Annotated in this window: 22 protein-coding genes; 6 read left to right on the forward strand and 16 right to left on the reverse strand. The window is 44.4% G+C overall.

Annotated elements, in window-relative coordinates; all coding sequences use genetic code 11:
- Positions 1 to 42: 42 nt before the first annotated feature.
- The 8 genes from NDI35_RS05600 to NDI35_RS05635 all read right to left on the reverse strand — a co-directional run bounded on the left by NDI35_RS05600 (position 43) and on the right by NDI35_RS05635 (position 11157).
- Positions 43 to 1506 (reverse strand): hypothetical protein, encoded by a 1464-nt coding sequence (locus tag NDI35_RS05600; protein ID WP_445311843.1) that lies wholly within the window; start codon positions 1504 to 1506, stop codon positions 43 to 45.
- A 304-nt stretch (positions 1507 to 1810) separates the two neighbouring features.
- Positions 1811 to 3700 (reverse strand): aminopeptidase P family protein, encoded by a 1890-nt coding sequence (locus NDI35_RS05605; RefSeq protein WP_445311844.1) that lies wholly within the window; start codon positions 3698 to 3700, stop codon positions 1811 to 1813.
- A 16-nt stretch (positions 3701 to 3716) separates the two neighbouring features.
- Positions 3717 to 4886: a pyridoxal phosphate-dependent aminotransferase gene (locus NDI35_RS05610; protein WP_445311892.1), complete on the reverse strand. Its 1170-nt coding sequence runs from the start codon at positions 4884 to 4886 to the stop codon at positions 3717 to 3719.
- Between the two features lie 87 nt (positions 4887 to 4973).
- On the reverse strand, positions 4974 to 8015 hold the full coding sequence (locus NDI35_RS05615; RefSeq protein WP_445311845.1) for an AAA family ATPase: 3042 nt from the start codon (positions 8013 to 8015) through the stop codon (positions 4974 to 4976).
- Positions 8016 to 8259: 244 nt separating this feature from the next.
- On the reverse strand, positions 8260 to 9435 hold the full coding sequence (locus tag NDI35_RS05620; RefSeq protein ID WP_445311846.1) for a metallophosphoesterase family protein: 1176 nt from the start codon (positions 9433 to 9435) through the stop codon (positions 8260 to 8262).
- Positions 9436 to 9515: 80 nt separating this feature from the next.
- Positions 9516 to 9857, reverse strand: coding sequence for a DUF5615 family PIN-like protein (locus tag NDI35_RS05625; RefSeq protein ID WP_445311847.1), 342 nt, complete (start codon positions 9855 to 9857; stop codon positions 9516 to 9518).
- 3 nt (positions 9858 to 9860) lie between these two features.
- Positions 9861 to 10187, reverse strand: coding sequence for a DUF433 domain-containing protein (locus NDI35_RS05630; protein WP_445311893.1), 327 nt, complete (start codon positions 10185 to 10187; stop codon positions 9861 to 9863).
- Positions 10188 to 10263: 76 nt separating this feature from the next.
- Positions 10264 to 11157 (reverse strand): ion channel, encoded by an 894-nt coding sequence (locus tag NDI35_RS05635; RefSeq protein ID WP_445311848.1) that lies wholly within the window; start codon positions 11155 to 11157, stop codon positions 10264 to 10266.
- Between the two features lie 112 nt (positions 11158 to 11269).
- Between NDI35_RS05635 and NDI35_RS05640 the strand changes: the two genes are divergently transcribed.
- Entirely contained in the window at positions 11270 to 11590 is a 321-nt protein-coding gene (locus tag NDI35_RS05640) for a hypothetical protein (protein ID WP_333039230.1), read from the forward strand.
- Between the two features lie 140 nt (positions 11591 to 11730).
- Here the strand turns inward: NDI35_RS05640 and NDI35_RS05645 are convergent, their stop codons facing one another.
- Positions 11731 to 13065 (reverse strand): hypothetical protein, encoded by a 1335-nt coding sequence (locus NDI35_RS05645; protein ID WP_445311849.1) that lies wholly within the window; start codon positions 13063 to 13065, stop codon positions 11731 to 11733.
- Positions 13066 to 13210: 145 nt separating this feature from the next.
- Positions 13211 to 14431 (reverse strand): RNA-guided endonuclease InsQ/TnpB family protein, encoded by a 1221-nt coding sequence (locus NDI35_RS05650; protein ID WP_445311850.1) that lies wholly within the window; start codon positions 14429 to 14431, stop codon positions 13211 to 13213.
- Between the two features lie 53 nt (positions 14432 to 14484).
- Between NDI35_RS05650 and tnpA the strand changes: the two genes are divergently transcribed.
- Complete coding sequence (gene tnpA, locus NDI35_RS05655; RefSeq protein WP_445311851.1) at positions 14485 to 14883, forward strand: IS200/IS605 family transposase; 399 nt, start codon at positions 14485 to 14487, stop codon at positions 14881 to 14883.
- Positions 14884 to 15295: 412 nt separating this feature from the next.
- Here tnpA and NDI35_RS05660 read toward each other — a convergent pair whose 3' ends face one another.
- The 3 genes from NDI35_RS05660 to NDI35_RS05670 form a co-directional block, all read right to left on the reverse strand.
- Positions 15296 to 15817 (reverse strand): hypothetical protein, encoded by a 522-nt coding sequence (locus NDI35_RS05660; RefSeq protein WP_445311852.1) that lies wholly within the window; start codon positions 15815 to 15817, stop codon positions 15296 to 15298.
- 287 nt (positions 15818 to 16104) lie between these two features.
- On the reverse strand, positions 16105 to 16455 hold the full coding sequence (locus tag NDI35_RS05665) for a hypothetical protein (RefSeq protein ID WP_445311853.1): 351 nt from the start codon (positions 16453 to 16455) through the stop codon (positions 16105 to 16107).
- Positions 16456 to 16842: 387 nt separating this feature from the next.
- Positions 16843 to 17943: a saccharopine dehydrogenase family protein gene (locus NDI35_RS05670; RefSeq protein ID WP_445311854.1), complete on the reverse strand. Its 1101-nt coding sequence runs from the start codon at positions 17941 to 17943 to the stop codon at positions 16843 to 16845.
- Between the two features lie 301 nt (positions 17944 to 18244).
- Between NDI35_RS05670 and NDI35_RS05675 the strand changes: the two genes are divergently transcribed.
- Together NDI35_RS05675 and NDI35_RS05680 are read left to right on the forward strand one after the other, a co-directional pair.
- Positions 18245 to 18469 carry a polymorphic toxin type 34 domain-containing protein gene (locus NDI35_RS05675; protein WP_445311855.1) on the forward strand — a complete coding sequence of 75 codons (225 nt, stop codon included), beginning with the start codon at positions 18245 to 18247 and terminating at the stop codon, positions 18467 to 18469.
- Between the two features lie 196 nt (positions 18470 to 18665).
- Positions 18666 to 19466, forward strand: a complete 801-nt coding sequence (locus NDI35_RS05680) for a HEAT repeat domain-containing protein (RefSeq protein WP_445311856.1) — start codon at positions 18666 to 18668, stop codon at positions 19464 to 19466.
- A 72-nt stretch (positions 19467 to 19538) separates the two neighbouring features.
- Here the strand turns inward: NDI35_RS05680 and crtO are convergent, their stop codons facing one another.
- On the reverse strand, positions 19539 to 21236 hold the full coding sequence (crtO, locus tag NDI35_RS05685; protein WP_445311857.1) for a beta-carotene ketolase CrtO: 1698 nt from the start codon (positions 21234 to 21236) through the stop codon (positions 19539 to 19541).
- A gap of 453 nt (positions 21237 to 21689) precedes the next feature.
- Positions 21690 to 22790 carry a tetratricopeptide repeat protein gene (locus tag NDI35_RS05690; protein ID WP_445311858.1) on the reverse strand — a complete coding sequence of 367 codons (1101 nt, stop codon included), beginning with the start codon at positions 22788 to 22790 and terminating at the stop codon, positions 21690 to 21692.
- Positions 22791 to 22940: 150 nt separating this feature from the next.
- On the opposite strand from NDI35_RS05690, the gene NDI35_RS05695 reads away from it, so the two are divergent.
- Positions 22941 to 23267 carry a YbjQ family protein gene (locus NDI35_RS05695; protein WP_172184303.1) on the forward strand — a complete coding sequence of 109 codons (327 nt, stop codon included), beginning with the start codon at positions 22941 to 22943 and terminating at the stop codon, positions 23265 to 23267.
- On the opposite strand, the gene NDI35_RS05700 is transcribed toward NDI35_RS05695, so the two are convergent.
- Entirely contained in the window at positions 23264 to 23416 is a 153-nt protein-coding gene (locus NDI35_RS05700) for a hypothetical protein (RefSeq protein ID WP_445311859.1), read from the reverse strand. The genes NDI35_RS05695 and NDI35_RS05700 overlap by 4 nt on opposite strands.
- A 113-nt stretch (positions 23417 to 23529) precedes the next feature.
- On the opposite strand from NDI35_RS05700, the gene NDI35_RS05705 reads away from it, so the two are divergent.
- Positions 23530 to 24153 carry a hypothetical protein gene (locus NDI35_RS05705; RefSeq protein ID WP_445311860.1) on the forward strand — a complete coding sequence of 208 codons (624 nt, stop codon included), beginning with the start codon at positions 23530 to 23532 and terminating at the stop codon, positions 24151 to 24153.
- Positions 24154 to 24393: the final 240 nt, after the last annotated feature.

Below are 24393 nucleotides of genomic sequence, written 5' to 3' on the forward strand. Positions count from 1 at the left end.
CGTGGTTGGTTCTACTGCTGTTTCCAGTATCACTAGAGAGGTCTATTCAGTGGGTTTGACTGCTTGTAGAGCAAATGTTTCGTCTAATTCGTAGATTCGCTTCATATGGGGGGTATCCTGTACCAGACCGGATATTAGGTTCTTATAGGTTTCTGCTACCTTGTCTAGGGATACTTGCATATCACTTCCTAGTAATTCGGTTTCTGTAGATATTTCTGTCTGTTCTGCTGCATAAGACATATACAGTAGTAGTAGCTTTACTAATGCAGAATGATAGCGTATTTTACGGCAGTTAAGACTTAGGTTTTCGGCAAATCCTTGACTCACCAGCCATTGTAAAAAAAATTGCTCTAGAGACGTACTCAGTATAGGGTCGTATGTATACCAGGTGGGAATTGCAATCTGTCTAGACAACTTATTAAAACCCGATAAAGGTTTCCACTGAAGTGAACCATTGCTCAATTTAGAAAAAGTTGCAACTATCACGCTATTATGCTTAAAGATGAGATGCTGTTCGCTACCATCTGTTTCCCAACATATACTCAAAATTTGGGAAGATTTTCCCTTATCTTCCACATAACTTATTTTTCCTTTTTTATTCTTTTTGCGCTTGCCAGAGATGTACTCAAGCTGAATGTATTCCCAGCTTTCCCAAACCCCTGGACGATATAATCCGAACTTATGGAACCCAAAACCTCGCGAATGAGGTTCATTTATTATACGTTGATGTTCCTTTTCTAGCTTAGTACCTATTTCACCTAGGGTTTTACCAAAATTTAAAATCTCATGTTTCCCTATGGCTTCACTTGGGAACTCATCAAATGTTAAGCTTCGAGAAACATAAAGTATTAACTCAATAACTTTAGAGCAAACTTCCTGAGAATCGTTATTAACAGAGACGTTTTTATTTAACAAATAAAACACATAGTAAAGGATATCCTCTAAAATGTATTCACTAGCAGGAACGCATAAGTAATCAACTATATATGTTAAAACTCGACCCTGTACTTTTGATAATTCATTATGGTTTTTTATTAAAGATAAGGCAATTTCTTCAATAAGTTTTCTTTCCTTTTTGAACCAACGTAACCATGACTTGATATCAATTTTATGCCTATCCACTAAGCTTAGACCTTGAAGCCTACAATCTTTAAGCTCATTAATACTTGAGATTGTTTGATTACGATTATTAATTATGGCTTGGTCGAGGATGTCTTTAAAGTTAGTCTGAAATTTTTCTAAGCTTTGTTCTCTACTCTGTGAATCATTACTGGGTTCACTGGGATGGGTATTGCCCTTTCTTTCCAACTTACAGTTCTTGCCTGTCTCTTTGAAATGAGAGAAGTGAGGAACTCTTTTTCCCTCTATACATGGCTTATGAAAGACAAGTTCCCTACACTCACGATGAGGACAAATTAGACCTAGCTCTTCATGCGATAAATAGTTTAATCTCTCATCAGTAGCGGTGATTTCTTCAGCTAAGAACATAGATATAGCCACTTCCATAAAACTTAACCCCCTTGTTTTTGGTAATTATGATTATGAATTTAACAGTAGTCCTCTGCATATACTGTGACTTATATCACCTAATTGTCTGAAAGCCTAAAATTCTATAGCAAGAGTTTTAGCTATTTATCAGTAGGTGATTTTATCCTGACAAGTCTAACTATGTAACAGTAAGGACACGGCAGTGCCGTGTCCCTCTCTGATATGTGCTATTTTGTACCTTTGGGGCGGGCTCGCGTGCCCACCCCACAAGAGTGTCCCGAAAAATAGGTGCACAAGTTAAATGTGCGACAAATTACAAGGCTTAACCTAACGCAGCGCAGGCTGTTTTCAACCATTCAATTGTTGCTGCATCAAGTACGGGTTCCAGTTTCTCGACTACCGAAGCGTGATAATTATTCAACCATGCGAGTTGAGTCTTTGACAGCCGCTCGACATTTATCAATTTGCGCTCAAACGGAATATACGTCAGCGATTCAAATCCGTACCAAACCGAACCGTTTTTTGAGGGCATTTCCCTGACAACATAGAGATTTTCGATGCGAATTCCGCCCCATCCCGGTTCGTAATATCCCGGTTCGATGCTAGTTACCATTCCGGCTTCCAGGGGATACTGCACCGATTTGCTGATGCCGTTTGGCCCTTCGTGGCCTGCTAAAAACGCGCCGACTCCGTGCCCGGTGCCATGTCCGTAGTCTAGCTGTTCTTGCCATAATACCGCACGGGCGATCGCATCTAATTGCGCTCCCGTTGTTCCTTTGGGGAATTGCTGCATTGCACAGTTGATGTGCGCGATTAAAACTGTGGTGTAGTGTTCTATTTGTAGCGCCGTCGGTTCTCCGATACTTATTGTTCTCGTATCGTCGGTTGTACCTGCTAAATATTGCGCGCCTGAGTCAAGCAGCAGCAATTCTCCGGGTTTTAAGGTGACTTCTGGGCTGGGGGTTCCGTAATGTACGATCGAGCTATTGGCTCCCGCACCTGCGATCGTTCTAAAAGTTAAAGTCTGAAAATCTGTTTCTTGCTGGTAAAATCTTTCGATGGTTTCTTTGACATCAAACTCTGTCACTACATTACCATTTTCTAGCTGTTCTGTCAACCACTTTAAAGTCAAAGTTTTAGCTCGACTTGCTTTAAAATTGGCTGATTTCATCTGCTCAATTTCTACGGGATTTTTGCGAGCTTTCATCCCTTCTACCGGATGAGTCTCAAAAACTATTTCGATGTTGTAAAACTGCGCTTCTTGATGGTTTAATATTAACTGGTACGTGCCTGCTGTGCTGTGTTTCTGGTCTAAAAGTACCCGAACTTTATGTGGCAAATTTACGCAAGTTTCTAATGTATGCGGATAGTCGGCGTAGGGAAGCAAAGTTACATCCGCCCGCAATTCTTGCTTGATTTCTAGCGAAATTCGTTCGGGATTTGTAAACAAAAACGCTGAATCTGTGGTGACAATGGCATAGGAGATGAAAATGGGAATGTGGGGAATATCCGAGCCTCGGAGATTGAACAGCCACGCTATTTGATTCAGGTTGGTAATCGGAAGCACATCGATATTGGCTTTTTGCATGGCTTCCCTGACTCTGGCTAATTTTTCAGCGGCGGTTTCTCCGGTCAGGGATGCAGGTAAGCTAAATATAGGCTCTGCATCAATCGCGGGTAAAGTCTCTGCTGTTTGCCAAGGAGTTTGCGATCGCACTTTGTCTGTCAAATTCTCCCGGATTGGTATGAGCTCAATCTCCGCAGTGGCAAATTTTTTCACCCAATTTTGATATTGCTCTGTCGCTACGGTAAATGGGTCAAAACCCAGGCGAATTTTCCTTGATTTTTCGGTCGATTCTACAGCCAGTTTTTCTAAAGTTTCAATTAAGGTTAAATTTCCTTCTAAGCCGAGTTTCGATATTTGAATAATTCCAGTATCGACTTGCAATTCGGCTTGTTCGTAATAGCGGGAATCCACAAACAACCAAGCGGAATCTTTGCCCACCAACAAATCGCCGGCGGAACCCGTAAAACCGCACATCCAAGCTCGCCGCTGCTTCGCTGCTGGAACTGATAAGTTTAAATGTTCGTCAACCGCTGGGATGTAATAGCAATCTAAGTCGTAATCTGCCATCAAATCACGCAAGTCTGCCAGTTTTGCAGCGGAGGTATCTTGAATATTTGTATTTGCTTTCAAGTTCGTAGCAACCATTTTTAAATTTCCTATTTTACTTGTTTAAAATTGTCTTCAAACCTTTAACTAATCTCCTAATACCTGCGGTGGCGGTTGCTTTTTCCAAAGCACCGTAAGCAACCCGCAAATAGCAGCCGTTATCCATGCCGAAGGTTGTACCGGGAAGCACTGCTACGTGATATTCACGAATTAATTGTTCTACTAATTCCATTGTATCGAGTTCAGTATCAACTTTCAAGAAAAAGTAGAAAGCTCCAGCGGCTGGGGAAATTGTACACAAGTTTTGGATGGTATTGAGTTCGTCTAATACGAGTTGCCGGACAGATGCGATCGCCCTTACATAATTATCGCAGTAACCTCTACCAACTTGCAAGGCTCCCAGGGCTGCATACTGAGAAATTACGGGCGGACAAATTAAGATGGTATCTTGAATCTTTCTCACTGAAACCAGCAAGTGTTCTGGTATTACCATATACCCGATCCGCCAACTCGCAAAACCGTAGGCTTTGGAGAGGCTGAACAGAGAAATTGTATGTTCGCTGCTGTTGGGAAAAGCGGCAGGCGAACAGTGTTTTACGCCGTTATAAGTAAAATATTCGTATGCTTCATCGCTGATGTGATATATGTTGTGCTGGCGACAAATTTCGTTAACTTCCCGGAGTGCTTCGACCGAATAAACAACACCAGTGGGATTATTTGGTGAAATGGTAACTATGGCTCGCGTTTTCTCGGTAATTGCTTTTTTTATAGCATCGATATTAAGTTGATATTTGGCGTCGGTTTCTACTATCACTGGTCGGCAATTTGCCATAATTGCCGCCATTTCGTGGTTAAAGTAATAAGGTGATTGGATAATAACTTCGTCCCCCGCCGAAGTGATGGCGAGAATGGCGTTGGTAAATCCCATGTTGCTGCCGGCGGTAACGACAATGCAGTTTTTGCTATTAATTTCTATGTCGTTATCTGTTTTTAGTTTGGCTGCGATTGCATCCTGTAATTGTGGAATTCCTTCGACGGCTTTGTATTTGTGATTGTCTGGATTTGCCAAGAATTCGGGGATTTTTTCAAATGATTCTTGTGGCGGATTGTAGTAAACTACGCCTTGGCCTAAAGATATCGTTCCCGGATTTTGGTGAATCAGTTCGCCAACTACTGGAATTATGGGCGACTGTACCGATTGCATTCGAGTCGCGTGATTTTTCATCATATATTATAGGTAATTGTAGGGCAGGTTTAGTGATAATGTACGTCCTTAAGCAAGTTTACTATTTCACGCACGCGCCTCTCCACTTCAGGATCTATGTAATTCTATTTTAGAACCTTGCGGCGACTTAAACACTTTAACTTGTGCAGGCAATCTTTCGCCCAATTCTCGAACGTGGGTAATCACTCCAATCAGCCTGTCTCGCTGGCGCAAAGATTCTAAAATTTGAGTAACGCTTTCGAGAGTTTCCGTATCTAAAGTACCAAATCCTTCATCGAGAAACAAGCTACCCAAGTGAGCTCCTTGAGACAGTTTTTCTGACAAAGCTAAAGCCATTGATAAGGAAGTGGCAAAGGTTTCACCACCGGAAAGAGTGCGGACTCGTCTAGCTTCGCCACCGTTCCAATTATCTGCTACCCAGTATTCGCCGTCTTGGTTTTTTAGTTTGTAGCGATTTTCGGTTAATTCTTGCAAAATTAATGTGGCGCTGCCAACTAATTCTGCTTCTAAATGTTCTAAAATGTAGGATTGAAATTCGTTGGATTTGAGATTCTGCGCTAACGTGTGATAAGTTTGCTCTTGTTCTGTGAAATTTGTGATTTGCTGTGACAGTCTTTCGGCTTGTTCGAGATTTTGGGCTGCTACTTGAATCCACGCTAAAAGTTCAGCGCGGTTGTTGTTGGCTTGTTTGAGGTTTTCTTGGGCGGTATGTTTTGCCGATCGCACTTGTGCTAAATTATTCTCATCCGTAGTTCTGCCTGCGATCGCCTCGCTCAAATCTTTCGCCCGCGTCTCTAACTGAATTTTTGATTCGCGGTGAGAACGAATAGCATTTTCCCATTCTGATTGTTCCTTAACTGTCGCAACCGCTGCTAAAAATGTCTCTTCTGTGAAATCAACCGCTGTTAATTTTGCGGACCAATCCAGGTTTAACTGCTGTTTCTGGGCTTGGGCTTGTCCAAAAGCTTCTCCCGCTTGTTGCTCTCTCTCTGCTGCTTGAATAACCTTATTTTGAGCAGTTTGATAGGATTTTTCGGCAACTTTCAGCAGATTTGCCAAGTCTTGCTTGTCTTGTTCTAAGACTTTTGCTAAATTAGCATAAGGTTGATATTCGGTAATTTGATAAAGCGCATTTACACAACTTTGCAACTGCTGCTGGCGGCGGTCTGATTCGGCGATCGCATCTTGATATTCCTGCTGTTTAGCTGCTTGAGTCGCCACCGCAACATTAAATCTTTCCTGAAAATTATCATATTCCAATGATGCCAGTTGGAACTGCTGTTCGGTTTGGCGGTATTGGCGATCGCTCTCTTTAAGGATTGCTAACTCCTGCTGCAACCCCAAGCTTTCCCAATGAGGAGTCTCCAGAGCTTGAGTGATTTGCTCCTGCAATTCGGCAATCCTATTCGCAGTTAATTCGAGCATTTGAGCAATTTCTGACTCTTTTTGCAGGCAGGCTGAAACTGCACTTTTTCTCTCAGCAGCCAACCTTTGAGCATCTTGAAAAACCTGATTTGCTGTCGCCAATTTCTGCCGCAAACCAGCGACATCGACCATATTAGAATTCGGCAAAGGAGGCAGGAGATCGCTCTCAGGATGCACCCCCCCGCACACCGGGCAAGTATCGCCAGGATTCAGCGACATTCTGACAGCAGCAACACTCTCTAAACGTGCCACTTCCGCATTAGCGGTTTGGGCCGCTTCTAACTTGCGGGTGCACTCTTTTAGCCTGAGTTCAACTGCTTCTAAATTAGTGGTAGCCTCCACATAATTTTGTTGAGCTTTTTCCTTCTGGGCCAGAGATTTATCCAACTGTTCTTGCTGAGTATTTTGCTGCTTGCTAATTAGCTGAACTTCCATCAATAAGGATGAAATTTGCTGCAATTGCTCCAAACGCTTTCCTCCCGGCGAATACTGTGCGAGCTGTGCCGCTGCTTGAGTAACTCGAAAACCCGCGCCTTGAATTTTAGTGTTAGCAGCTTGCAGGTCTTTATCTGCTGCCATAAAAAAGCGGAGTTTTTCCTGTTGAATTTTTTGGGCAAGCGCAACTTCTTTTTCTAATTGAGCGCGCTGTTCTTCATATACTTTAGCAGCAGCTAGAGCATCTTCGCGAGCCTTAATTTGTGGGGCTAGCACCTCTTCTTTCGCTTTTGCCGCGTCAAGTTGCTGCTGCTCTACTGCCAGCTCAGAGCGAGCTTTAATTAACTGCTTTCGCGCTGCCACCGAGGCACTTGCGGCAGTTTCATACTGACTGCGAGCCGATCGCACTAAAGCCCAATCTCCCTGTAAATGATTGGCAGCTTGCGCTCTGTCTAAACGCTGTGCTAAAATTGCAACCTCAGCAGAATTAGCATTTAATTGGGTCAGTTCTTGTTGTAACTCTTGCCAGCGAGCGATTTGCGAAAATAGCTGTTCCTCTTCATCTAGATCCTTCTGAGCTTTCATCACAGCGCGATCGAGCTCAGGCAACTGCTGCTCTAAAATCAAAAGTTGCGATCGTCTTTGAGCCACCTCATCAGCCGTCGGCGCACTTAAATCCGCTAGCTGCCTTTCCACCATTTCCCGTTCCTGTTTCAGCAACTTTGCGAGTTCATTTGTTTCCTTCCGCATCTGCTCAAAAATCTCAAATCCTGCTAGCTGCCGCAAAATTTCCCGGCGTTTTGATGTATCCCCTTTAATAAACTCATCAAACTTGCCTTGAGGCAGAACAATTGCTCGCGTAAAAGTATCAAAATCCATTCCTAAAATCTGTTCAATGGTATTTTGAACAGCAACGATACTCGTCCCCAAAGTTTCCCATTGACCATTTTGCCACTTGTCCAAAATCACCTTATTTTCGGGAGATTTCGGACGGAAACGCCACCTTCGCGTCACCCTATACTGCGCCGAACCCACAGCAAAACGCAACTGCACTTTTAAATTTTCGCTACCTTGACTTGCCAAATCACTTACTTGTTTGCCGCTGCGAGTAGTAGTGCCAAAAAGAGCGTAAGTCATGGCATCTAACAGTGAAGATTTGCCCGCACCTGTAGCACCAGTAATTGCAAACAAATCGAGTTGAGAAAAATCTAAACGCTGTTCGCGGTGGAAGCTGGTAAATCCTTCGAGAATAAGTTCGAGTGGACGCATACTGATTTTAGATTTTGGGTTTGGGGTTTTAGATTGTTATATTCAGGTCTACTGTCTTCCTTCTATAGTCTTCCCGATCCCCCCTAACCCCCCTTAACAAGGGGGGGACAAGAGTATTATCAAAGTCCCCCTTTTTAAGGGGGATTTAGGGGGATCTAGACTCGACTACAAGCGACCTTGAGCGTGGGATTCAGTCTTAAAACTCTTTGAAATTGTGGATTTTGGATTGTATCTTTTTACCCATTTAATTGTTAACTGTTTCCTTAAACTTCTTGTACAAGTTTTGAAATTCCTCCAATACTGCCGGTTTCGGTGTCGTTCCCAAGCGGTTTTGATAATAGTGGCAAAACTCTGCTGCAGGATCGAAATTATTGGGATCGATATTAGTTATTTCTGCTGCTTCTAGCGCTGCATCTGGATAGCGCGGTTCAATTAACAGCGCTTGAGAACAAATTTGGCGGACTCGATCGGCAAGTCCGATTTGCGGACTGTCCAGTTCGACAATTACTTTCAAGAAACCCGGATGATACTGATGAGCTTGTAAAGTTTCATCGAGATTGTCGTTATGACATTTAAGCACTTTTAACGGCTTGTGGCAAGCCACAGGCTTAAATTCCACCTTTGCCTGACTTCCCGGCTCAACTTCTATCAAGCAAAATCCTTTTTCCTGTTCCGCTTCTCCAAAATCTAGCTGAATCAAAGAACCCGAATAATAAGCGGGAGAAGTCTCAGAAATCCGCTGGTGAATGTGGATGTGTCCGAGGGCGACATACTGAGCTTCCGGCGGCAGAGTTTGCGATGAAAGCAGGTATTTTTCTCGCGTGTAATAAGCGACTTCGGATTTTGCCAATCGAGCGCCGTCAATGCTCATGTGTCCCATGAGAATATTGACAGTATTGTCTCTAAAATCCCTGGTTAAATCTTCGAGTAAATATGCTACTATTTCGCGGTAATCTTTTCGGCGATCGGCATCGCCCGACTGCCAGAGAGAATTAGCATCTAACAGTCTTTGTTCGGAAGCAAAAGGCATCGCTCCCACACAAAGTTTACCGCTTTTTGTATTAAGAGTAATTGTGCCGCCGTCGGCGGAAAGCCTGGGTTTGCCTAAAGCGCGAACACCGGCGAGGGAAAGCAATTGCGCGATGCTGTCGATGCGGGATGCCGAATCGTGATTACCGGCGATCGCAATTGCGGGAATTCCTGCCGCTTGGAGTTCGCAGAAAAAGTTATAAGCAATGCGTTCGGCGTAAGCGGGAGGGTTGGGCACGTCGAAAATGTCGCCGGCAACGAGCACAGCATCGACATCCAAGGCTTTTGCTTGCTTCAAAATCTGTTCGAGGGCGATCGCAATTTCAAAAGTGCGATCGATTCCTCGAAAACGTCGCCCTAAATGCCAGTCAGCAGTATGAATTATTCGCATAGTACGAGGAGTATTTTGTTTATTTTAATACTTTGTGCGATAGCTGCTATATGAATTGATTCATTCTGCGGCTGTTATACTCACTCCGACGGCCGATTAACTCGAATCAGTAGACTTCTCAGTGTTTCTAGATTAGAAATAGCTTCATTAATGCGTACAGCCAGCCGTTCCCAGTTTTGGTCGTTTGTGCAGACAATTATGCCCGTATGGTCAGAGTTAAACCTATGCAGTCGAATAAAATCAGGTCTATTTAATGTCAATACTGCACGATTATTGCTAATAGCAAAATCTAGAACTTCTTCATCCGGAATCTGTTGGTTAGCCTTCCCCGCTTCTTGAACTGTCAGGACATCATGGCCCAAATTACGCAGTAATTTTACAACAGGAAACGGGTATTGTTCATCTGCATAAAGACGCGCCACAGTTTATGCCTCTTCCTGTTCTCTAATTGCTCTTTCAATCTCATCAGGATATGCCTCAGCATAACTAAAAGCATTCACCAAATCTGCGGCACTCAGATCGGGATGACCTTCTAAAATATGAGCATCGGTGGCACTTTGATGGCGATAACTTACCAACAGCCAAACAGGAATCCGAGTTTTTCGGATACAGGCTTCTCCGCCCATGACACCGGGAGTTTTTTGAATTCCCGGCCAAAAGTTGCTTAAACTTTGGGCTAGGAATTGTATAGCTTGAGCCTTCTCTTCGGGAGTCAAAGCCAAGAGTTGCGGTTGCAATTCTTTGAGTGTCATCTTCGTAGTAACTGAAGTCATAAATATCAAGTTGTGTCGTCCTAGAGGTATTCTAGCACTATTATACTCACAACTTTCATTCCACAGGCTTCACATCGTGAAACCGAGTATAATCAACCACCCGCCCTCCCGTCGCCGATTTCAAAAGAATATCTACAAATCGCATATTCCACATAATTTCAGATGCTACAAAAGAATGTCGCGCGTGAATAGTTTGCGAAACTGTTTCGTCAATTCCTGTTAAAGTAATTACAATTTCCGCTTGCTGTTCTATCAAGTCTTGGGCAGTAAGTTGGTACAAAGGACTGCTCTCCTCAATTGCGTGCATAACCGTCCAAGTTAAGGCAAAAACCGGAGAGTGACTTCGCACTAATTGCAAATCGTAAAAACGCCGCATAAATTCTCCTTCCGCTGTTACCTCGTTGCGGATCAAAGTAGCTCGCTGCTGCGCTTCTAAAATTTGGTTGAAACGCTGATTTGCCGTGCGGTACATCAGAGTTGGAACGCCGTTGAAAGGAGCGATCACAGCTACGCGACTGAAGATAACTCTAGCTGTTGGTCTGGAAAATCTCGAAAAAGCCAGTCCCGTCACCATCGCGACTCCCCACAAACCAAAAAGCGCTTGGATCGCGACTATAGTATTAGCGTAATCCGTGCGCGGATACATAGAGCCGTAGCCGATTGTCGCCATTGTTTGCACGCTGAAATAAAAGGCATCTGGGAAAGAACCCGGCCGCGCGTTAGCAATGCAATCTCCTCCCGCCAAGTAAGCTAAGGCAAATAAAGAATTCGTGACTGTATAGGAGAGACAAATCAGCATGAAAAATCGCGGCCAAGAAAGAGTTAGCAGCCTGTGGTAGAGGTCGGCAAAATGCAGGCGAGGTACTCCCAACTTGACAATATTTAAGGGGAATTGTCCTTGGCGACTGACTAAACGAGCCTGTGGCTGGTGGTTGCGGTTGATTTTCATTGCGATTTGTAACTGCGGCTGTTTCAATTTGTAACTATTGCTTTGACCGGGAAAACTTATCCTTTAGACTGATGTCTGATTCCAAAAATTCGGATACAAGCGGAGTTTAGAAATGGTTGAGCTTAACTGGCATGACTATCTCGTTATGGTTTCTTTTGTGGCTTCTATTGCGGGTCTAGTCCTGCTGGGTGATAATCGCAACTCGCAGCCAACGGACGATCGCACTTTGAGCGAAGAAATCCTAATCAAGATGAGCTTTACTTACTGGATAGTGTACTGCATCTCTTTTTTCGGGCTAAAACTTCACCTACCAGAGGATAGCTGGTTATTGCTCAGTTTGAAGCTGACTACGGTTCTTTCTTACTTGTTGACTGCTTCTAGCATACTCAGCCTGCCGCTGCAACGCATGGCTGTCCGACGAGTTGAAGATTAAAAAAAAGTGTTTGTAGTGGGGACTTCAGTTCTTTCGATCGCGGTGAAAAAAAACTAAAGTCCTGACTGCAAAGCTATTTGAGTTATATTACCGGGCAATAAACTCACAGTTAGCTGTGAGTATGCCACGAACTCGGTTGCTTAGGATTTAAAGCCTTTAGAGCTTTTCTTTTTCTCCTGCGGTTTAGACTTTGACTTATTAACTTCGCCTAAAGCTTCCTGAAATAAGTTGTGCAGGTGCACGGGAACGCTTGCAATTTCCGGGAGTTCGGGTTCTAAGGGTTTTTTAAACTCTTGCAGCAAGGAATCTAAATCGCGATCGATCTGAAAATTAGTCCGCTGCAATACAGTTTGCAAAATTTGTTCTAATTTCGCTGGATTAACTTTAGCTAACCGTTGCCAAATCCAGACATTAATTGCAGGATCTTCTAGATAGTTACGCACCAGCTTTTCGTAACCGGGAACGGTTGAAAAGTCTTCGGCTGCTAGCAGTGCAGTAAATTGAGCGTAAGTAGACAAAAAGGTTTGTCCCCAGCGAGGATGAGAAAATGCTGTCACCTGTTCGGCTTTCTTGAAGCGATCGGGCAATTCGACTTTCGGCATTACCATTTTTGAACTAGCATTGCTGTCGAGCATTACCTCAACTGCGTTAGCATCGGCACCTGCTGCGGCGATGGCGGCTGCTTTGACTTCTTCTCGATCGACTCCGGCATCTTCAACGATATCCGCCAGAGATTTACTTCCATCAACGCCCATATCAGCTAGGCGTTTTTTAGTGATAAATTCCTGAAATTCAGCCAACTGTTTATTCAGGTGATATCCCGATAGCGTTACTTCCTCACTGCCAAAAAATTCGGTAAAATCTTGGTGGTACTTTTCTACTGACTGCCAAGCTTGCTCTAACAATTCCGGGGCATCGCTGTACAGGTTCTTTTTGTGATTTTGCTTGAAATTGCCGATCGCCACCGCCAACTTCGGCTTACCCAATTTCCCCTTCAGGATGGGAGAGCTCGAAAGTATCCACCAGTCATCGGTAAGGGGAGAAATCCGAGCCAGCAAGATTTCTCCTAACTTAAAGCGAGACATTTCTGCAAGAAAATTAGGACTGTTGGGCTTGACAACGTAGTGCTTAGCCGTCAGCCAGTTCATCAGTTCAAACCTGTCGGGGGAAAGTTGAGTGATTTCAAATAAGCCAGTGAAGCTTCTGTGCTCCCAACTTTCCAGCAAGCTGCGATCGCTCTCGGTTAAATCCGGCTGACTTTCGACAAATAGGTCGATCGGCGTTTTCTCTCCGACTTTACCTTCGATGGTAAAACTGTCAATCACTTGATTTTGCTGAGCAATATCGTAGCGCTCGCCGGTTGATCGAGCTGCTGCAAAAGCTTCCAAAGCTACCGCCAACTCTCCCTCAGCATCTAGAACAAAGTCAATTAAATTTTGCTTGAGTGTCCAAGCTCTTTCCAACATTTCATCCACAAGTAATACCAATTTTGAATGAGAGGATTTAGATTTTTAACAATTATCGGACTTGAAGCAACCGACGCTTTACGCTGCGGCTGCGATTGAAGAAAGCGCATCGCGAACAATGACAGAAATATGCGATCGATGCCTCAGTCCTGAATTAGTTTAATTTTAAGGCTAATATTGATATACTCACCGTCCTTTCATGAGCGGTGATTCTTGACGCTTCATCGACTGGCGCTACCGAAGTAGTCTTACCCTGTCTCGGCGCCCATTTAGAGTCGTGGCGATACCCCATCCCGACTTTATTTATGTTTTTTGCTGCGTTTTCGTCTCGGTCGTGTATTGTTTGACAATCCAAGCATTGAATAGACCGAGTTTTTAAATCTAATTTTACCCACTTAAAACCACAGTTTGAACAGACTTGGCTAGTAGGTTCCCATTTACTTATCACTCTGAACTCTCTGCCAAATTTTTCAGACTTGGCTTCACAGAGGCTCCTAAACTCCCCCCATCCCTGCTGACTAATCGCTCTTGATAATTTCCGATTTTTAACCATTCCCGACACATTCAAATCTTCCAAAACGATCACTTGGTTTTCGTTTACTATTTTGGTTGATAACTTGTGCAAGAAATCTTTGCGCGTGTCAGCAATTCGATTGTGAAGCTTGGCTATTTTAAGTCTAGTTATTTCTCTTCTTTTGGAATCCTTGGGCTGGCGGGCTAATTTACGTTGCAATTTGCGGATTTTGCGGTCTAACTCTTTGTAGCTAGGGCTTTGGGCTTTTTCGCCCTGGCTCATTACTGCAAAGGTTTTAATCCCTAAATCAATTCCGATACTTGAATTCTCCGCTTTAGTCTGAATTGGCTCTATCTCTACGACCAAGCTCAAAAAATAGCGATTAGCACAGTCTTTGATTACTGTAACAGAGCTAGGTTCAGACGGTAATTGCCTACACCATATAGGTTTGACTATTCCAATTTTAGCAAGATAGACTCCCTCGCCTTTAAAAGAAAATCCTCCAATTCTAAAACGTGCTGATTGACTGTTTGTTCTTTTCTTGAATTTAGGATATCCGACTTTGCGACCTTTTCGCTTTCCCTTACTGGAGGCGAAAAAATTCTTAAAAGCAGTATCTAAATCGGCAACTGACTGCTGTAAAGGAATGTTTGAAACTTCAGATAACCATTTACGTTCCTCGGTTAGTTTAGCTTGAGTTATGACTAATTTCTGGAGTTGGGCCGATTTAGGCTTTGTTTTCGACGGTCTGCAAAGCGCAAGAGCATCATTCCAGACAACCCGAACACATCCAAACAACTGAGCTAAACTTTGCTGCTGTTGGTCTGTTGGGTAAAATATGTACTGATATCTTGCTTTCACTGGCTATGGTAGTATTGGTCTGTACCATGAAATTATATATTGGTTTCGAGTAAATGGCAACCTATTTCCGAAAAGAACGACATAGTGTTACAGATCTTAAGATTCACTTGGTTTGTGTGACTAAATACCGACGGTGGGTATTTACTGCCGAAAGTTTGGGTGTAATTGAAAAGTCGTTTCGCGAAGTAGCCGAAAAGATGGACTTCCAGATCCTTGAATTTAATGGTGAAGGGAATCACGTTCACGCACTTATTGAATATCCTCCTAAGCTTTCAATCTCTCAAATAGTGAACGCACTGAAAGGAGTTTCTAGTCGGCGATACGGACAGGCAGGATACAAAAAGCCTCACAAGGAGGCTTTATGGAGTCCTAGTTACTTCTCGGTTTCTGTAGGAGGAGCGCCGCTAGAAATTCTTAAAACATATATTCAAAACCAAGAAAAGCCGTCCTAAAAGGACGGGGCTTGAATCCCCTCCTTTTGGTCAAAAAAAAATGCCCATCTCCAACCGAAGCATCCCGATTTTGTAAAAAGCCTTTATTAGGAGTGCGAACGTCGCGCACAGCAAAGCCTCTACGTCTCTAGCGAGTTCTCACAGCGAACAGTCCTGTGAAATAAAAATCCTGATGAAAAATGCCATTTCAAGGGAGCATAAAAATACCCTCTCCAATGTAGAGAGGGCCTGAAAATCCCCAAAAACTTCGCTAAAGTCGCGTTAAAAACTGTGCCACCTATCAACAACAGTCCAAGACGCAGCAGCCGGGTTTTTTTTATCAAACACTTCCCTCCATTCCGGTACCCGGCTAAAAATAACCGGAACGCTTGAGTTTGTGTGCGTCCAAGACTGAGAAATACTTGCGATCGCCTTAGCGGCCGTCTTTGTCAATGTCGCCAGGAACAGCGCGTTCCACCCGATCCCAAGCGTCGCGCGTGGCGTGCTTCGCTTTGTCCCAAGTCACATTAGATTTACCGCGATTTGTTTCGTAGTCGCGCTGCAAATCCGGTTCAATCTCGTGGTATTTCTTACCAGTAGCGCCATAGCGGCTGTATCCCTCATAACCGGTGCGGTATGCAGGCTGATAGTCTTCGTAAGTCGCGCTAGTGTCCACGTAAGGACGGGAACTGTAGTTGCTTTGCCAGTAAGCATCTTCTACCGTGGGGTCGATCGCCTCTGCCACACCTTTGCCCACCAAACCGCCACTAAACGAACCCACAACAGCGCCTACAACTGCTCCTACAGGCCCGCCGATCGCACCGCCGATCGCAGCACCCGCAGCACCGGCACTCGCCGCACCTATACCCGTTCCCACTGGATGAGCCCCTGTTTCACCCGAAAGCGGGTCGAGGTTAGCATCAGGTTCATGTACCGTTTTTTTGTCATCGCTCATGATATTTTTTTCCTTTTATCTAAGTGTAACTATTATTAAATTTACCTTTTAAATTCATATCTATTCATCTGCCTTCAGGATGAAGCTGCTAGCTTTAAAAGAAAGGATATGATAAAATAGTTGTGGGTTCAAAAAGTAGTTTTACACGCTACTCTAAAGCGATAAGGTGCGCCGAGGCGCACCCTAGATAATTATGTTCAAATGAGTCCTAATACCGACTCAATTGTCTACTCACGGAAGCTCTGTCTTTACCAGCCACTTGAGTTAGATAGAAATCTGTTGATTTATTAGTTGCCCGTGACCTTTTCGATCAACTCTTCAGCTTTTTGAACTATTCCTTCTTGCGGGTGCTCTCCCTTGTACTCCTTTAAGCTTTCGTCGTAAGCTTTCTCGACCTTTGCAGGATTTTGAGAGGTTTTGACTATTTCTTCGTAAGCTGCTTGGGGATTGAGATCCTCGAAACTTTCTGCGGGGTCAGTAATTTTAGCTTCTGGCGGCGCCTGAGTTCTGTCTTGACCTGCGTAAGCAGCCTGACTGGGTACTACCGCTAGACTTAGCAGACCAATGAAAGCAAGCGTACAGACCAGCAAAATGCTTTGGCTCAATGTTTGTCCGAAAGCTTTTAAAACCCGCTTCATATCAAATTCTCCTCGTATTTTTCCGCAAAAATTATGGTGTTTGTCGCCCCTTCACTGCGATCGCACATTGAAAACCTTGGCTCAAGCGCAATCTTTGTCGCAGCTACCGCATCTAGAGCGACCGAAAAGGGATGTTTCCGATGATGTCCAATATCTTAAGCGCCTGCTTGTTACAATTACTTCTACCAAAAGATAGATTAGTTAGACAAGCGGAACTCATGTCCTATGAGGGGCGATCGCAATGCCTGCGAGGAACCCTATCTAGGGGTTTTCCCATCAATTAGGAAGCCCCTGACTCTTCTCTTTCGGCGCGTCTTTCGCGTCTTCGCAGTTCGGGCAAAAATTCCATTACCCAACATTTTAAAGTCCTATAAATAACCTAAGTAACTACAAAACAACCTGCTCTATGTCTAGGTTTCTGTTCTGCATAGCTCGTTCAAATAGCTCAGTAGAAAGAGCTTGTTCTACCGACCAAATGCCCGGTTTTTCCAGTTTACCTTCTAACATTAATTGAGCGATGCTGCCAGTACCAATGCCGGTAGCGGTGGCAGCATTTGGGTGTACTGCTGTCGAGCAAACTTTAGCCGGTTGACCGTTTTTGAGACCTGTCACTTGCGATCGCACTGCCACACCAACCCCACTAAAACTATTAGTAACACTGGTCATCCCATAACTGACATAGGAGAGAAATTCAATCACGGAGTTATTTTTGAGCCAGCTAGCAGGCCAATACTTGGCAACAAACCAGGTAAGGTGATTGTAAAGGTCGGGAGACGTACCGAATTTAGTCACAACTGATTTGACGGCGAATGTTTCGGGCAAAGTGATTGCCTCCGGCATATCGAACCAGTAAACCCCTGTTTTGCCATAGGGTGCGGGAAATTCAATTGTTTCGCGATCACTGTAGGGATTTACTTGCTGCCACTTGCGATCGGCCCAAACCTCAAAAGGTGTTTGCAAACCTAAAAAAGTGGTTCTCATGACGGTAACGCCAGCACCGCCCGAACCTCCGACTACATAACTCAAATGGATGTGTTCTGCTTCATCTAATTGTTCCACATCTCGGCGCACCATGCTGTTAGACACACCGGGGAAAATGCCCGTGTTAATAATAGCAGTAATCCCAGCATTTTTAGCGGCTTCGCGCAATTCTAAAGCCTTGCGAGTAAAACTGCGGCTGTCACTGACATCAGTATAATTAACACCTGCTTCGATGCAAGTTTTCAGCACGCCGGCGTCTCGGTAGTGAAAAGGCCCCGCACAGTGAACGACAAGATTAGACTCTGAAACTGCTTTTTGCAGGGCTGCACTGTCCGCTAAATCAAAAGTTTGGTACTGCACCCGATCCGGCGGCAATCCCGGCCCAATAGAGGCTTCAGAGTTGCGTCCGGTAACAGTAATTTCCGCGTCGGTATGGGTAACAAGGTCTTGGGCAACACTGCTGCCAATTCGTCCTCTGCCCCCGACAATCAAAACTCGGTTTGCCATCGCTCAAAAAAGGGTAACGCTAATCTGAGTTTCTATATTTTCGCGTATAACTTGCATCTGCACAAAGGATGAATTTGTGATAACTCATATCTTGCACCAATGTCCATAACCCCAGAGGGGCGGGGAAAACCAATAAATCAAACTAATTGCAGACCAGTTCAATAAAGCCCTACCCAACTATTGACACGGTTGGGATGTCTGATTTATACTATAAGAATATGAACAGTCCCTAATATTTTTAATACTCCCTTATAATAAACCAAAAATTAACTCCCTTATAATAAACCAAAAATTAAACACTATGACCGCCGAAGGTAATGTAACTGATACGGGTATTCTAGAAGAAGCCAACCAACTAATCGCAGAAAAAAAAGCCTCAAATATGCCTGAAGCACTCGAAATATTGAAACAGCAAGCTAAACGCGATAAAGACAAAGAAAAAATGGAAAAAATTAAAAGCACCCAGAAAGCCAAAGATGGCAGACGTAGCCGACACAGCGGCAAAAATAAGAAGCCCAAAAGGTAAGCTGCTCAAAGAAACATCTCCCAAAATTAGTCTGCAATTAGTGTAGTACCACGACATTCAGAGAGTTTTGGGGGATGTCGAATTACTCACACTTAGTCATTTTGATACTTGCGTAATGCCATTCAATTTAACTGACTAAGTGTGAAAATAACCTAGGCTGGAAGCACTAAAATTTATTTAGGGAGGTGCAAAAATTATGGATAAGCTGACAACCGAAACACTGCTAGATTATTGCGATTCTGATGATTATACCCTGCAAACAGAAGCATTGATACAGCTTGTAGATGCAGAAGTTTATGAGGCTGTACCGAAGATATTAAGATTGCTAAAATCCGCCGATGAATTAATTAGAGCCCATGCAGCCGAGGCATTAGGTTATCTGGGTTCAGAGGAAGTAGAGACAGTTGGCCTTGCATTAATGCCTTTGCTAAACGATCCAGAAGAACTGGTTAGGTCTGAAGCCGTGGAGGCACTGGGAGAACTTGGTTATAGTCCTGCGGTTGTACCGATAGAATATATACTCAGATATGACCCTTCAGCACTGGTTCGCGCATCAGCAGCAGAAACTCTTGGATATTTAGAAGAACCATTAGCTATAGAAAATCTGGAGCTTTCACTGCTTGATGTTGATGAAGATACAGCAGTTAGAGGGTATGCTGCTAATTCGATCGGGCTTTTAGGTACGCCGCAGCTATTGCCAAAACTTGAAGAGTATCTAAAATTAGAGCTTCCTTTATCAGTAAAAGCTGAATTGCTGGGAGCGAGGTACTGGTTGGGCGCGAAAAAAGATATCGAGAAGCTATTGAGTTTGTTGGATAATGCTGATGAACATTTAGCAATGCTCATCCTGAATATTTTAACAGATTTGACCGAACGGGAGGAGCAGCCAACATTGGCGAAAGATGCTCCCGATTTAGAAAGGGTATTGAGGGCGATCGCAAATCGTTTTCCCTTCACAGGGAATCAACCAGAAAAAATTCTCGCACTCGCACACTGATAAATCAATACAAATAAACGCAGATGAATCACATCTGCGTTTGTTTGCCTTCATCTGCGGTTGCTAAAAATCTTACTTCTCATTACTCCGAAATACCGACTTACCCTTCGCTTTCAGAGAATTAGCCGCATCTGCCAAAGTCTGGGCGAAAGGCTGCTGCGAGTGCATGAAAACGCGAGCGGTATTGCGTCCCGGCATACCGGAAATCGATCCGCCCGGATGCGTTCCCGCCCCGGTGAGGAACAAACCGTCGATCGGCGTTTTGTAATTCGCCAACTCCGGTAAAGGACGGAAAAATATCATCTGATCTAGCGTCATATCAACGTGATAATAATTTCCCTTCAAAGCCCCCAAACGCTCTCCCAATTCCGCCGGACTTTCCACGTGGCGGCCGATAATTGCATTTTTGATATTGGGGGCGTATTCTGCTAATTTATCAATGCAACGATCGGCAACTTTGTTTTTCAACTCATCCGTCCACCCCGTACCGTGTTGGCCGGTTCCTTCAGCATTTTCGATCATGTAAGGAGCAAAAAATTCAATCCAAGCCGTATGATGTCCGGGGGGAGCCATTGACGGGTCTAGTACCGTCGGAAACACCACATACATCGATGGGTCGGAGTCGGGGATTCGGCCTATGGAAGGGTCGCTGTGAGCGATTTCAACGTGTCTCACGGAGTCTGCAATCAACACAGAACCGATTAAATATTCGTCTCGATGGTTCCAGCGCTCAAACTTGGGCATTTCATTGAGAGCTAAGTCTATTTTGAGAATAGTCTCGTTATTATTAACAATTTTGCGCTCCAATCTTTCCCGCAAATCAGGGTCAGCAGCATCGACATCGCTGTCATCCATTAAATGTAGAAACAACCGCTTAGCATCAATATTAGAAATGACACCTTTTGTAGCGCGGTATTCAGTGCCGCCGGCAACTCGAACTCCCACAGCGCGACCGTCATCAACTAATATTTTTTCGACGTGCTGATCGGTAAGTACCACACCAGAGTATTTTTTCACTACATTAAGCAGCGCTTGAACTAATGCACCCGTCCCGCCGCGCGGTCTTGCCATGCCGGGATTATGCCTCATTGCCAGCATAATTGCGCCTACAGCCAGGGTTTTTTGGGAAGGAGGGGCGCCGAGTTCTGAGGCGAATCTTGCGAGTGGTGCTTTGATAAATTCCTCGTCAAACCACTCGTTTACAATGTCTTCGGCGCTGGTGAGCATCGTGCGAATAAAGTCCAGCGTTTTGTCGGGGGAACCGATGACTGACAATAAATCTTTGATCTTTGCAATATCGTAGTTGCCCAGAATATCTATGATGGATTTTGGTGGCGCATTAAACATTGGAACCATTGCACCTAAAGCCCGCTGCCAAAAGTCTGTATATTCGGCATATTTTTTAGCATCGCGCTCGTTGTAGCGGGCAATTTCAGCACAAGTTTTTTCTACAGATTTGTGCGCTAAGAAATATTTGCCGTCGGGATGCGGACAAAAGGCAACTGGATCGCAGAAAAGATATTCTAAACCGTGTTTTTCCAGTTCTAATTCTTCTACAACTGGCCCTAAATGGATAAATTCGTGGTCGATCGCGCACATATTGAATTTAAAATCCGGCAATTCGGGAATCGCAGCTTCGGTAGTTGCCGCGCCGCCGGGAACCGAACGTTTTTCTAACAAAAGGACGGTATATCCAGCTTTGAGGAGATAAGACGCACATACCAGTCCGTTGTGACCTGCGCCGATGATAATCACGTCATACGTTTGCATAGATGAAGCTCTGGGGATGGGATATTTTGCTTATTTTACAAATGTTAACAAGTTGGCAGTCTCTATCAATAGAAATAGATTCCCATTCAGGAAGCTGTTTTAACATCTTACAAAAGATGGAGCTTTTACCAAATGCTACTGTGCGAGCGCCCTTATTTCTTCTTAAACTTACAGACCGCTCGCCGTTCTCAAATCGCGCCAAGATTATACTGCATTTAGCCGCGTTGCTCTGCGACAAATTAAAAAATTAACTAGACGAAGGAAGAGGAAAGAGGGAATAGGGAATAGGGAATAGAAACAGTTTTGAGATTGCTTCTTTCCTCGCAAGGCTGCGATTGTCAGGAGTTAAGCCTTACGAAAATTACTTACTCAACACTCAAAACTGCTAGCAAATTACCAATTGCTAATAGCCAATAGCCAATTACCAATTACCAATTAGTAAATTGAGAAATATTACTTCAGTTCCCGCAATGCTGCCTCAGCTTTTTGTGCACCATCATTGTTGCCTTGCTGGCGGTAAGTGTTGAGGGCTTGTTGAAAAGCTTGAATTGCTTCGGATTTGCGATCGCGCGCTTTGAGTGCCTTACCCATATTGTAATAAGCTTCTGCCTGGTTTGGATCAAGCTTAATCACTCGCCCAAAAGTGGTAATCGCTCCTAAAAAATCTTGTTTTTCCAGTTGAATTTCCCCAATTCCTGCGTGTGCTTCCACTAAATTAGGTCGCACCGCAATAGCCCGCTGATAAGCTATAAGCGCTCCGTCGAAGTCGTTTTGAGCCTGGAGAAGTTCGCCAATTTCTAGCTGAACTTCTGGATTCCGGGGCTCCAATTTGGCAGCTTCTTCAAAAGCTGCTAGCCCTTCGGAAGTATAGCCGGCACGCAGCAAAGCAGTGCCTAATTTTAACTGGACACCTGCTTGTTTGGGAGCGAGTTCGGCTGCTTGTTGGAGTACGGTGACTGCACTGGCAAAACTTCCCTGCTGGATCAATACTAAACCCATTGAAGAATAAGCTTGCCAATTTTTCGGATCGAGGGCGATCGCCTCTTGGTATGCTTTAAAAGCACCGCTGTAATCTTTTTGCTGAAAGAGTACCACTCCAAGACCGATCCGGGCATTGACATTTTTGCGATCGAGCACAGCGGCGCGGCGATAAGCTGTGGCTGCTGCAGGATAGTTTTGTAAATTCGCCATAGCATATCCTAAGGCGTATTGGAAGTCAGCATTGTTCGGTTCCAGACCGATCGCTTGTTGGTAAAATTCTACTGAGGCTTGATAGTTGCCTTGACGCGCTTCTAAATAGCCAATACCAGAAAAAATGCGGGGGTTTTCCGTATCTAAACGTGCTGCTTCCTGATAAATGGCGATCGCCTTACTGTAGTCTCCTAAATCTACAAACTCGCGCCCTTGTCGCAGCAGAGCATCTAAATTTGAATTATTTTGAGGGTTGACTTGAACCGAAGTTTCTGCTGAGAGCGCTATCTGCGGCGCTGCGACAGCGAACCCTGCTACTAGTAACGTACTGAATACCAAGAGACTTTGTTTGTGCACGGCCATGTGTTTCAAAGAGTATGTGGAATGGAAGAGCGAGTTGCTGTCGCTTTGGCAAGCTGACAACTTATGATTTACCAGGAATGTTTGAGCGGCGAGATGTAGTAAATCTACAGAACAAGACCCACTCAAAATTTTCGCGACTGAGGCCAACTGATGATTGTAACAACAACTGATATCATCCAAGGAGCAGAAATTCAATCTTACCTGGGAATTGTAACTGCTGAGGTTGTCTACGGCACCAATGCCCTGCGAGATTTCTTCGCGGGCATTCGCGACATCATCGGCGGGCGCACCGGCAGTTACGAGGAAGTGTTTCTCAAAGGACAGCGAGATGCCCTCGCGGAACTGGAAAAACGGGCCCAGCGCCTGGGCGCGAATGCCGTAATCGGGGTGGAAGTTGACACCGGCACGATTAATGTAGACTCTAGCGGGGCTTTGCTGCTGATTACTGCCGTTGGAACGGCTGTAAGATTGCGTTAAGCTGTATTTTCTGTATACGTCCGCATTTCCTGTATACATCCGGGAACTTTTCTAACGGGATAAAATAGTCCTGAGTCATCAGTCATCAAGGATTCGCTAATGGCGGGTAGCTGGGGGCTGATGACTTTTTCGTTTCTTTCTTCAGACATAGATACTGGTTCTTTCCCCAGGCAGATATAGTTTTTATCAATCTCAGCCACAATCAATGCTTAGGTGAAAGATTGTTAAAAATTAAATCAACTCTCTGAGGAAAAAAAAACCTATGTCATACGTAAATAGACCTGTAGATAATGTTGGTACCGAACCCGTGGTGGTAAATTCAGTGATGGAATATCATGATCGAGTACGTTGGGGCCCGATTTTTTCTGGTTTGGTAATTGCGATCGGCACACAACTGGTGTTAAGTGCATTGGGTGCTGCGATCGGGTTGAGCAGCATTGCTGGTTCAGGAGCTCCGCGCACTATTTCAGGGGACGTGGGTGCCGGCGTCGGAATTTGGTCAATTATCAGTTTGTTAATTAGCTTGGCCGTTGGCGGTTGGGTAACTGCTCGCGCTTGCGGCCCGATGAACCGCAACACAGCGCTTTTGAACGGAGCAATTTTGTGGGCAACTACCTTAACAATTGGCTCTTGGCTGTTAGCAAATGGCGTGGCCGGTACTTTTGGCGTAATAGCTGCGAATGCGGGAGAAGCAATTAATCAAGCGCAGCAGGGCGGCGTCGATTTGCCGAACCAAGCGCCTAACGTAACTGCTCAGGATACTCGCAATATTGCTGGTAATGCTGCAAAAGCTGGTTGGTCCTTCTTGTTCGGCTCACTATTGGGTTTAGTTGCTTCGATGGTAGGAGCATCTGCCGGCGCTCGCACTCCCCGGAATTACTCATAAAAGTTTCGTCAGACACGGAAAGTTCATATTCAGGAAAGCACTTTTTTTAAGGTGCTTTTTTGTTGCTTTAATTCGTAAACTTTTTTTTTATTGTTAGCAGGTTATACCTGAAAACGCATTTTTTTAGGCTCTGCCTCCCGGTTTTTAAAGGGAGGCAGAGCCTCCATATCTTTGTTCCCAGGCAGAGAGAGCCTGGGAACGAGGATAATGAACGATCAAAGCGAGAGAAAGGTGCTTATA

The sequence above is a fragment of the Microcoleus vaginatus FACHB-2002 genome, assembly GCF_040004035.1.
Taxonomy (GTDB): Bacteria; Cyanobacteriota; Cyanobacteriia; order Cyanobacteriales; family Microcoleaceae; genus Microcoleus; species Microcoleus vaginatus_C.

Bases quoted from the DNA above. Each gene is read 5' to 3' on its own strand.
- NDI35_RS05635 (WP_445311848.1), bottom strand. From the start codon at position 11,157: ATGAAAATCAACCGCAACCACCAGCCACAGGCTCGTTTAGTCAGTCGC.
- NDI35_RS05690 (WP_445311858.1), bottom strand. From the start codon at position 22,790: ATGGCCGTGCACAAACAAAGTCTCTTGGTATTCAGTACGTTACTAGTA.
- tnpA (WP_445311851.1), top strand. From the start codon at position 14,485: ATGGCAACCTATTTCCGAAAAGAACGACATAGTGTTACAGATCTTAAG.
- NDI35_RS05705 (WP_445311860.1), top strand. From the start codon at position 23,530: ATGTCATACGTAAATAGACCTGTAGATAATGTTGGTACCGAACCCGTG.
- NDI35_RS05675 (WP_445311855.1), top strand. From the start codon at position 18,245: ATGACCGCCGAAGGTAATGTAACTGATACGGGTATTCTAGAAGAAGCC.
- NDI35_RS05700 (WP_445311859.1), bottom strand. From the start codon at position 23,416: ATGTCTGAAGAAAGAAACGAAAAAGTCATCAGCCCCCAGCTACCCGCC.
- NDI35_RS05620 (WP_445311846.1), bottom strand. From the start codon at position 9,435: ATGCGAATAATTCATACTGCTGACTGGCATTTAGGGCGACGTTTTCGA.
- NDI35_RS05665 (WP_445311853.1), bottom strand. From the start codon at position 16,455: ATGAAGCGGGTTTTAAAAGCTTTCGGACAAACATTGAGCCAAAGCATT.
- NDI35_RS05600 (WP_445311843.1), bottom strand. From the start codon at position 1,506: ATGGAAGTGGCTATATCTATGTTCTTAGCTGAAGAAATCACCGCTACT.
- NDI35_RS05670 (WP_445311854.1), bottom strand. From the start codon at position 17,943: ATGGCAAACCGAGTTTTGATTGTCGGGGGCAGAGGACGAATTGGCAGC.
- NDI35_RS05615 (WP_445311845.1), bottom strand. From the start codon at position 8,015: ATGCGTCCACTCGAACTTATTCTCGAAGGATTTACCAGCTTCCACCGC.
- NDI35_RS05695 (WP_172184303.1), top strand. From the start codon at position 22,941: ATGATTGTAACAACAACTGATATCATCCAAGGAGCAGAAATTCAATCT.
- NDI35_RS05680 (WP_445311856.1), top strand. From the start codon at position 18,666: ATGGATAAGCTGACAACCGAAACACTGCTAGATTATTGCGATTCTGAT.
- crtO (WP_445311857.1), bottom strand. From the start codon at position 21,236: ATGCAAACGTATGACGTGATTATCATCGGCGCAGGTCACAACGGACTG.
- NDI35_RS05660 (WP_445311852.1), bottom strand. From the start codon at position 15,817: ATGAGCGATGACAAAAAAACGGTACATGAACCTGATGCTAACCTCGAC.
- NDI35_RS05605 (WP_445311844.1), bottom strand. From the start codon at position 3,700: ATGGTTGCTACGAACTTGAAAGCAAATACAAATATTCAAGATACCTCC.
- NDI35_RS05610 (WP_445311892.1), bottom strand. From the start codon at position 4,886: ATGAAAAATCACGCGACTCGAATGCAATCGGTACAGTCGCCCATAATT.
- NDI35_RS05640 (WP_333039230.1), top strand. From the start codon at position 11,270: ATGGTTGAGCTTAACTGGCATGACTATCTCGTTATGGTTTCTTTTGTG.
- NDI35_RS05630 (WP_445311893.1), bottom strand. From the start codon at position 10,187: ATGACACTCAAAGAATTGCAACCGCAACTCTTGGCTTTGACTCCCGAA.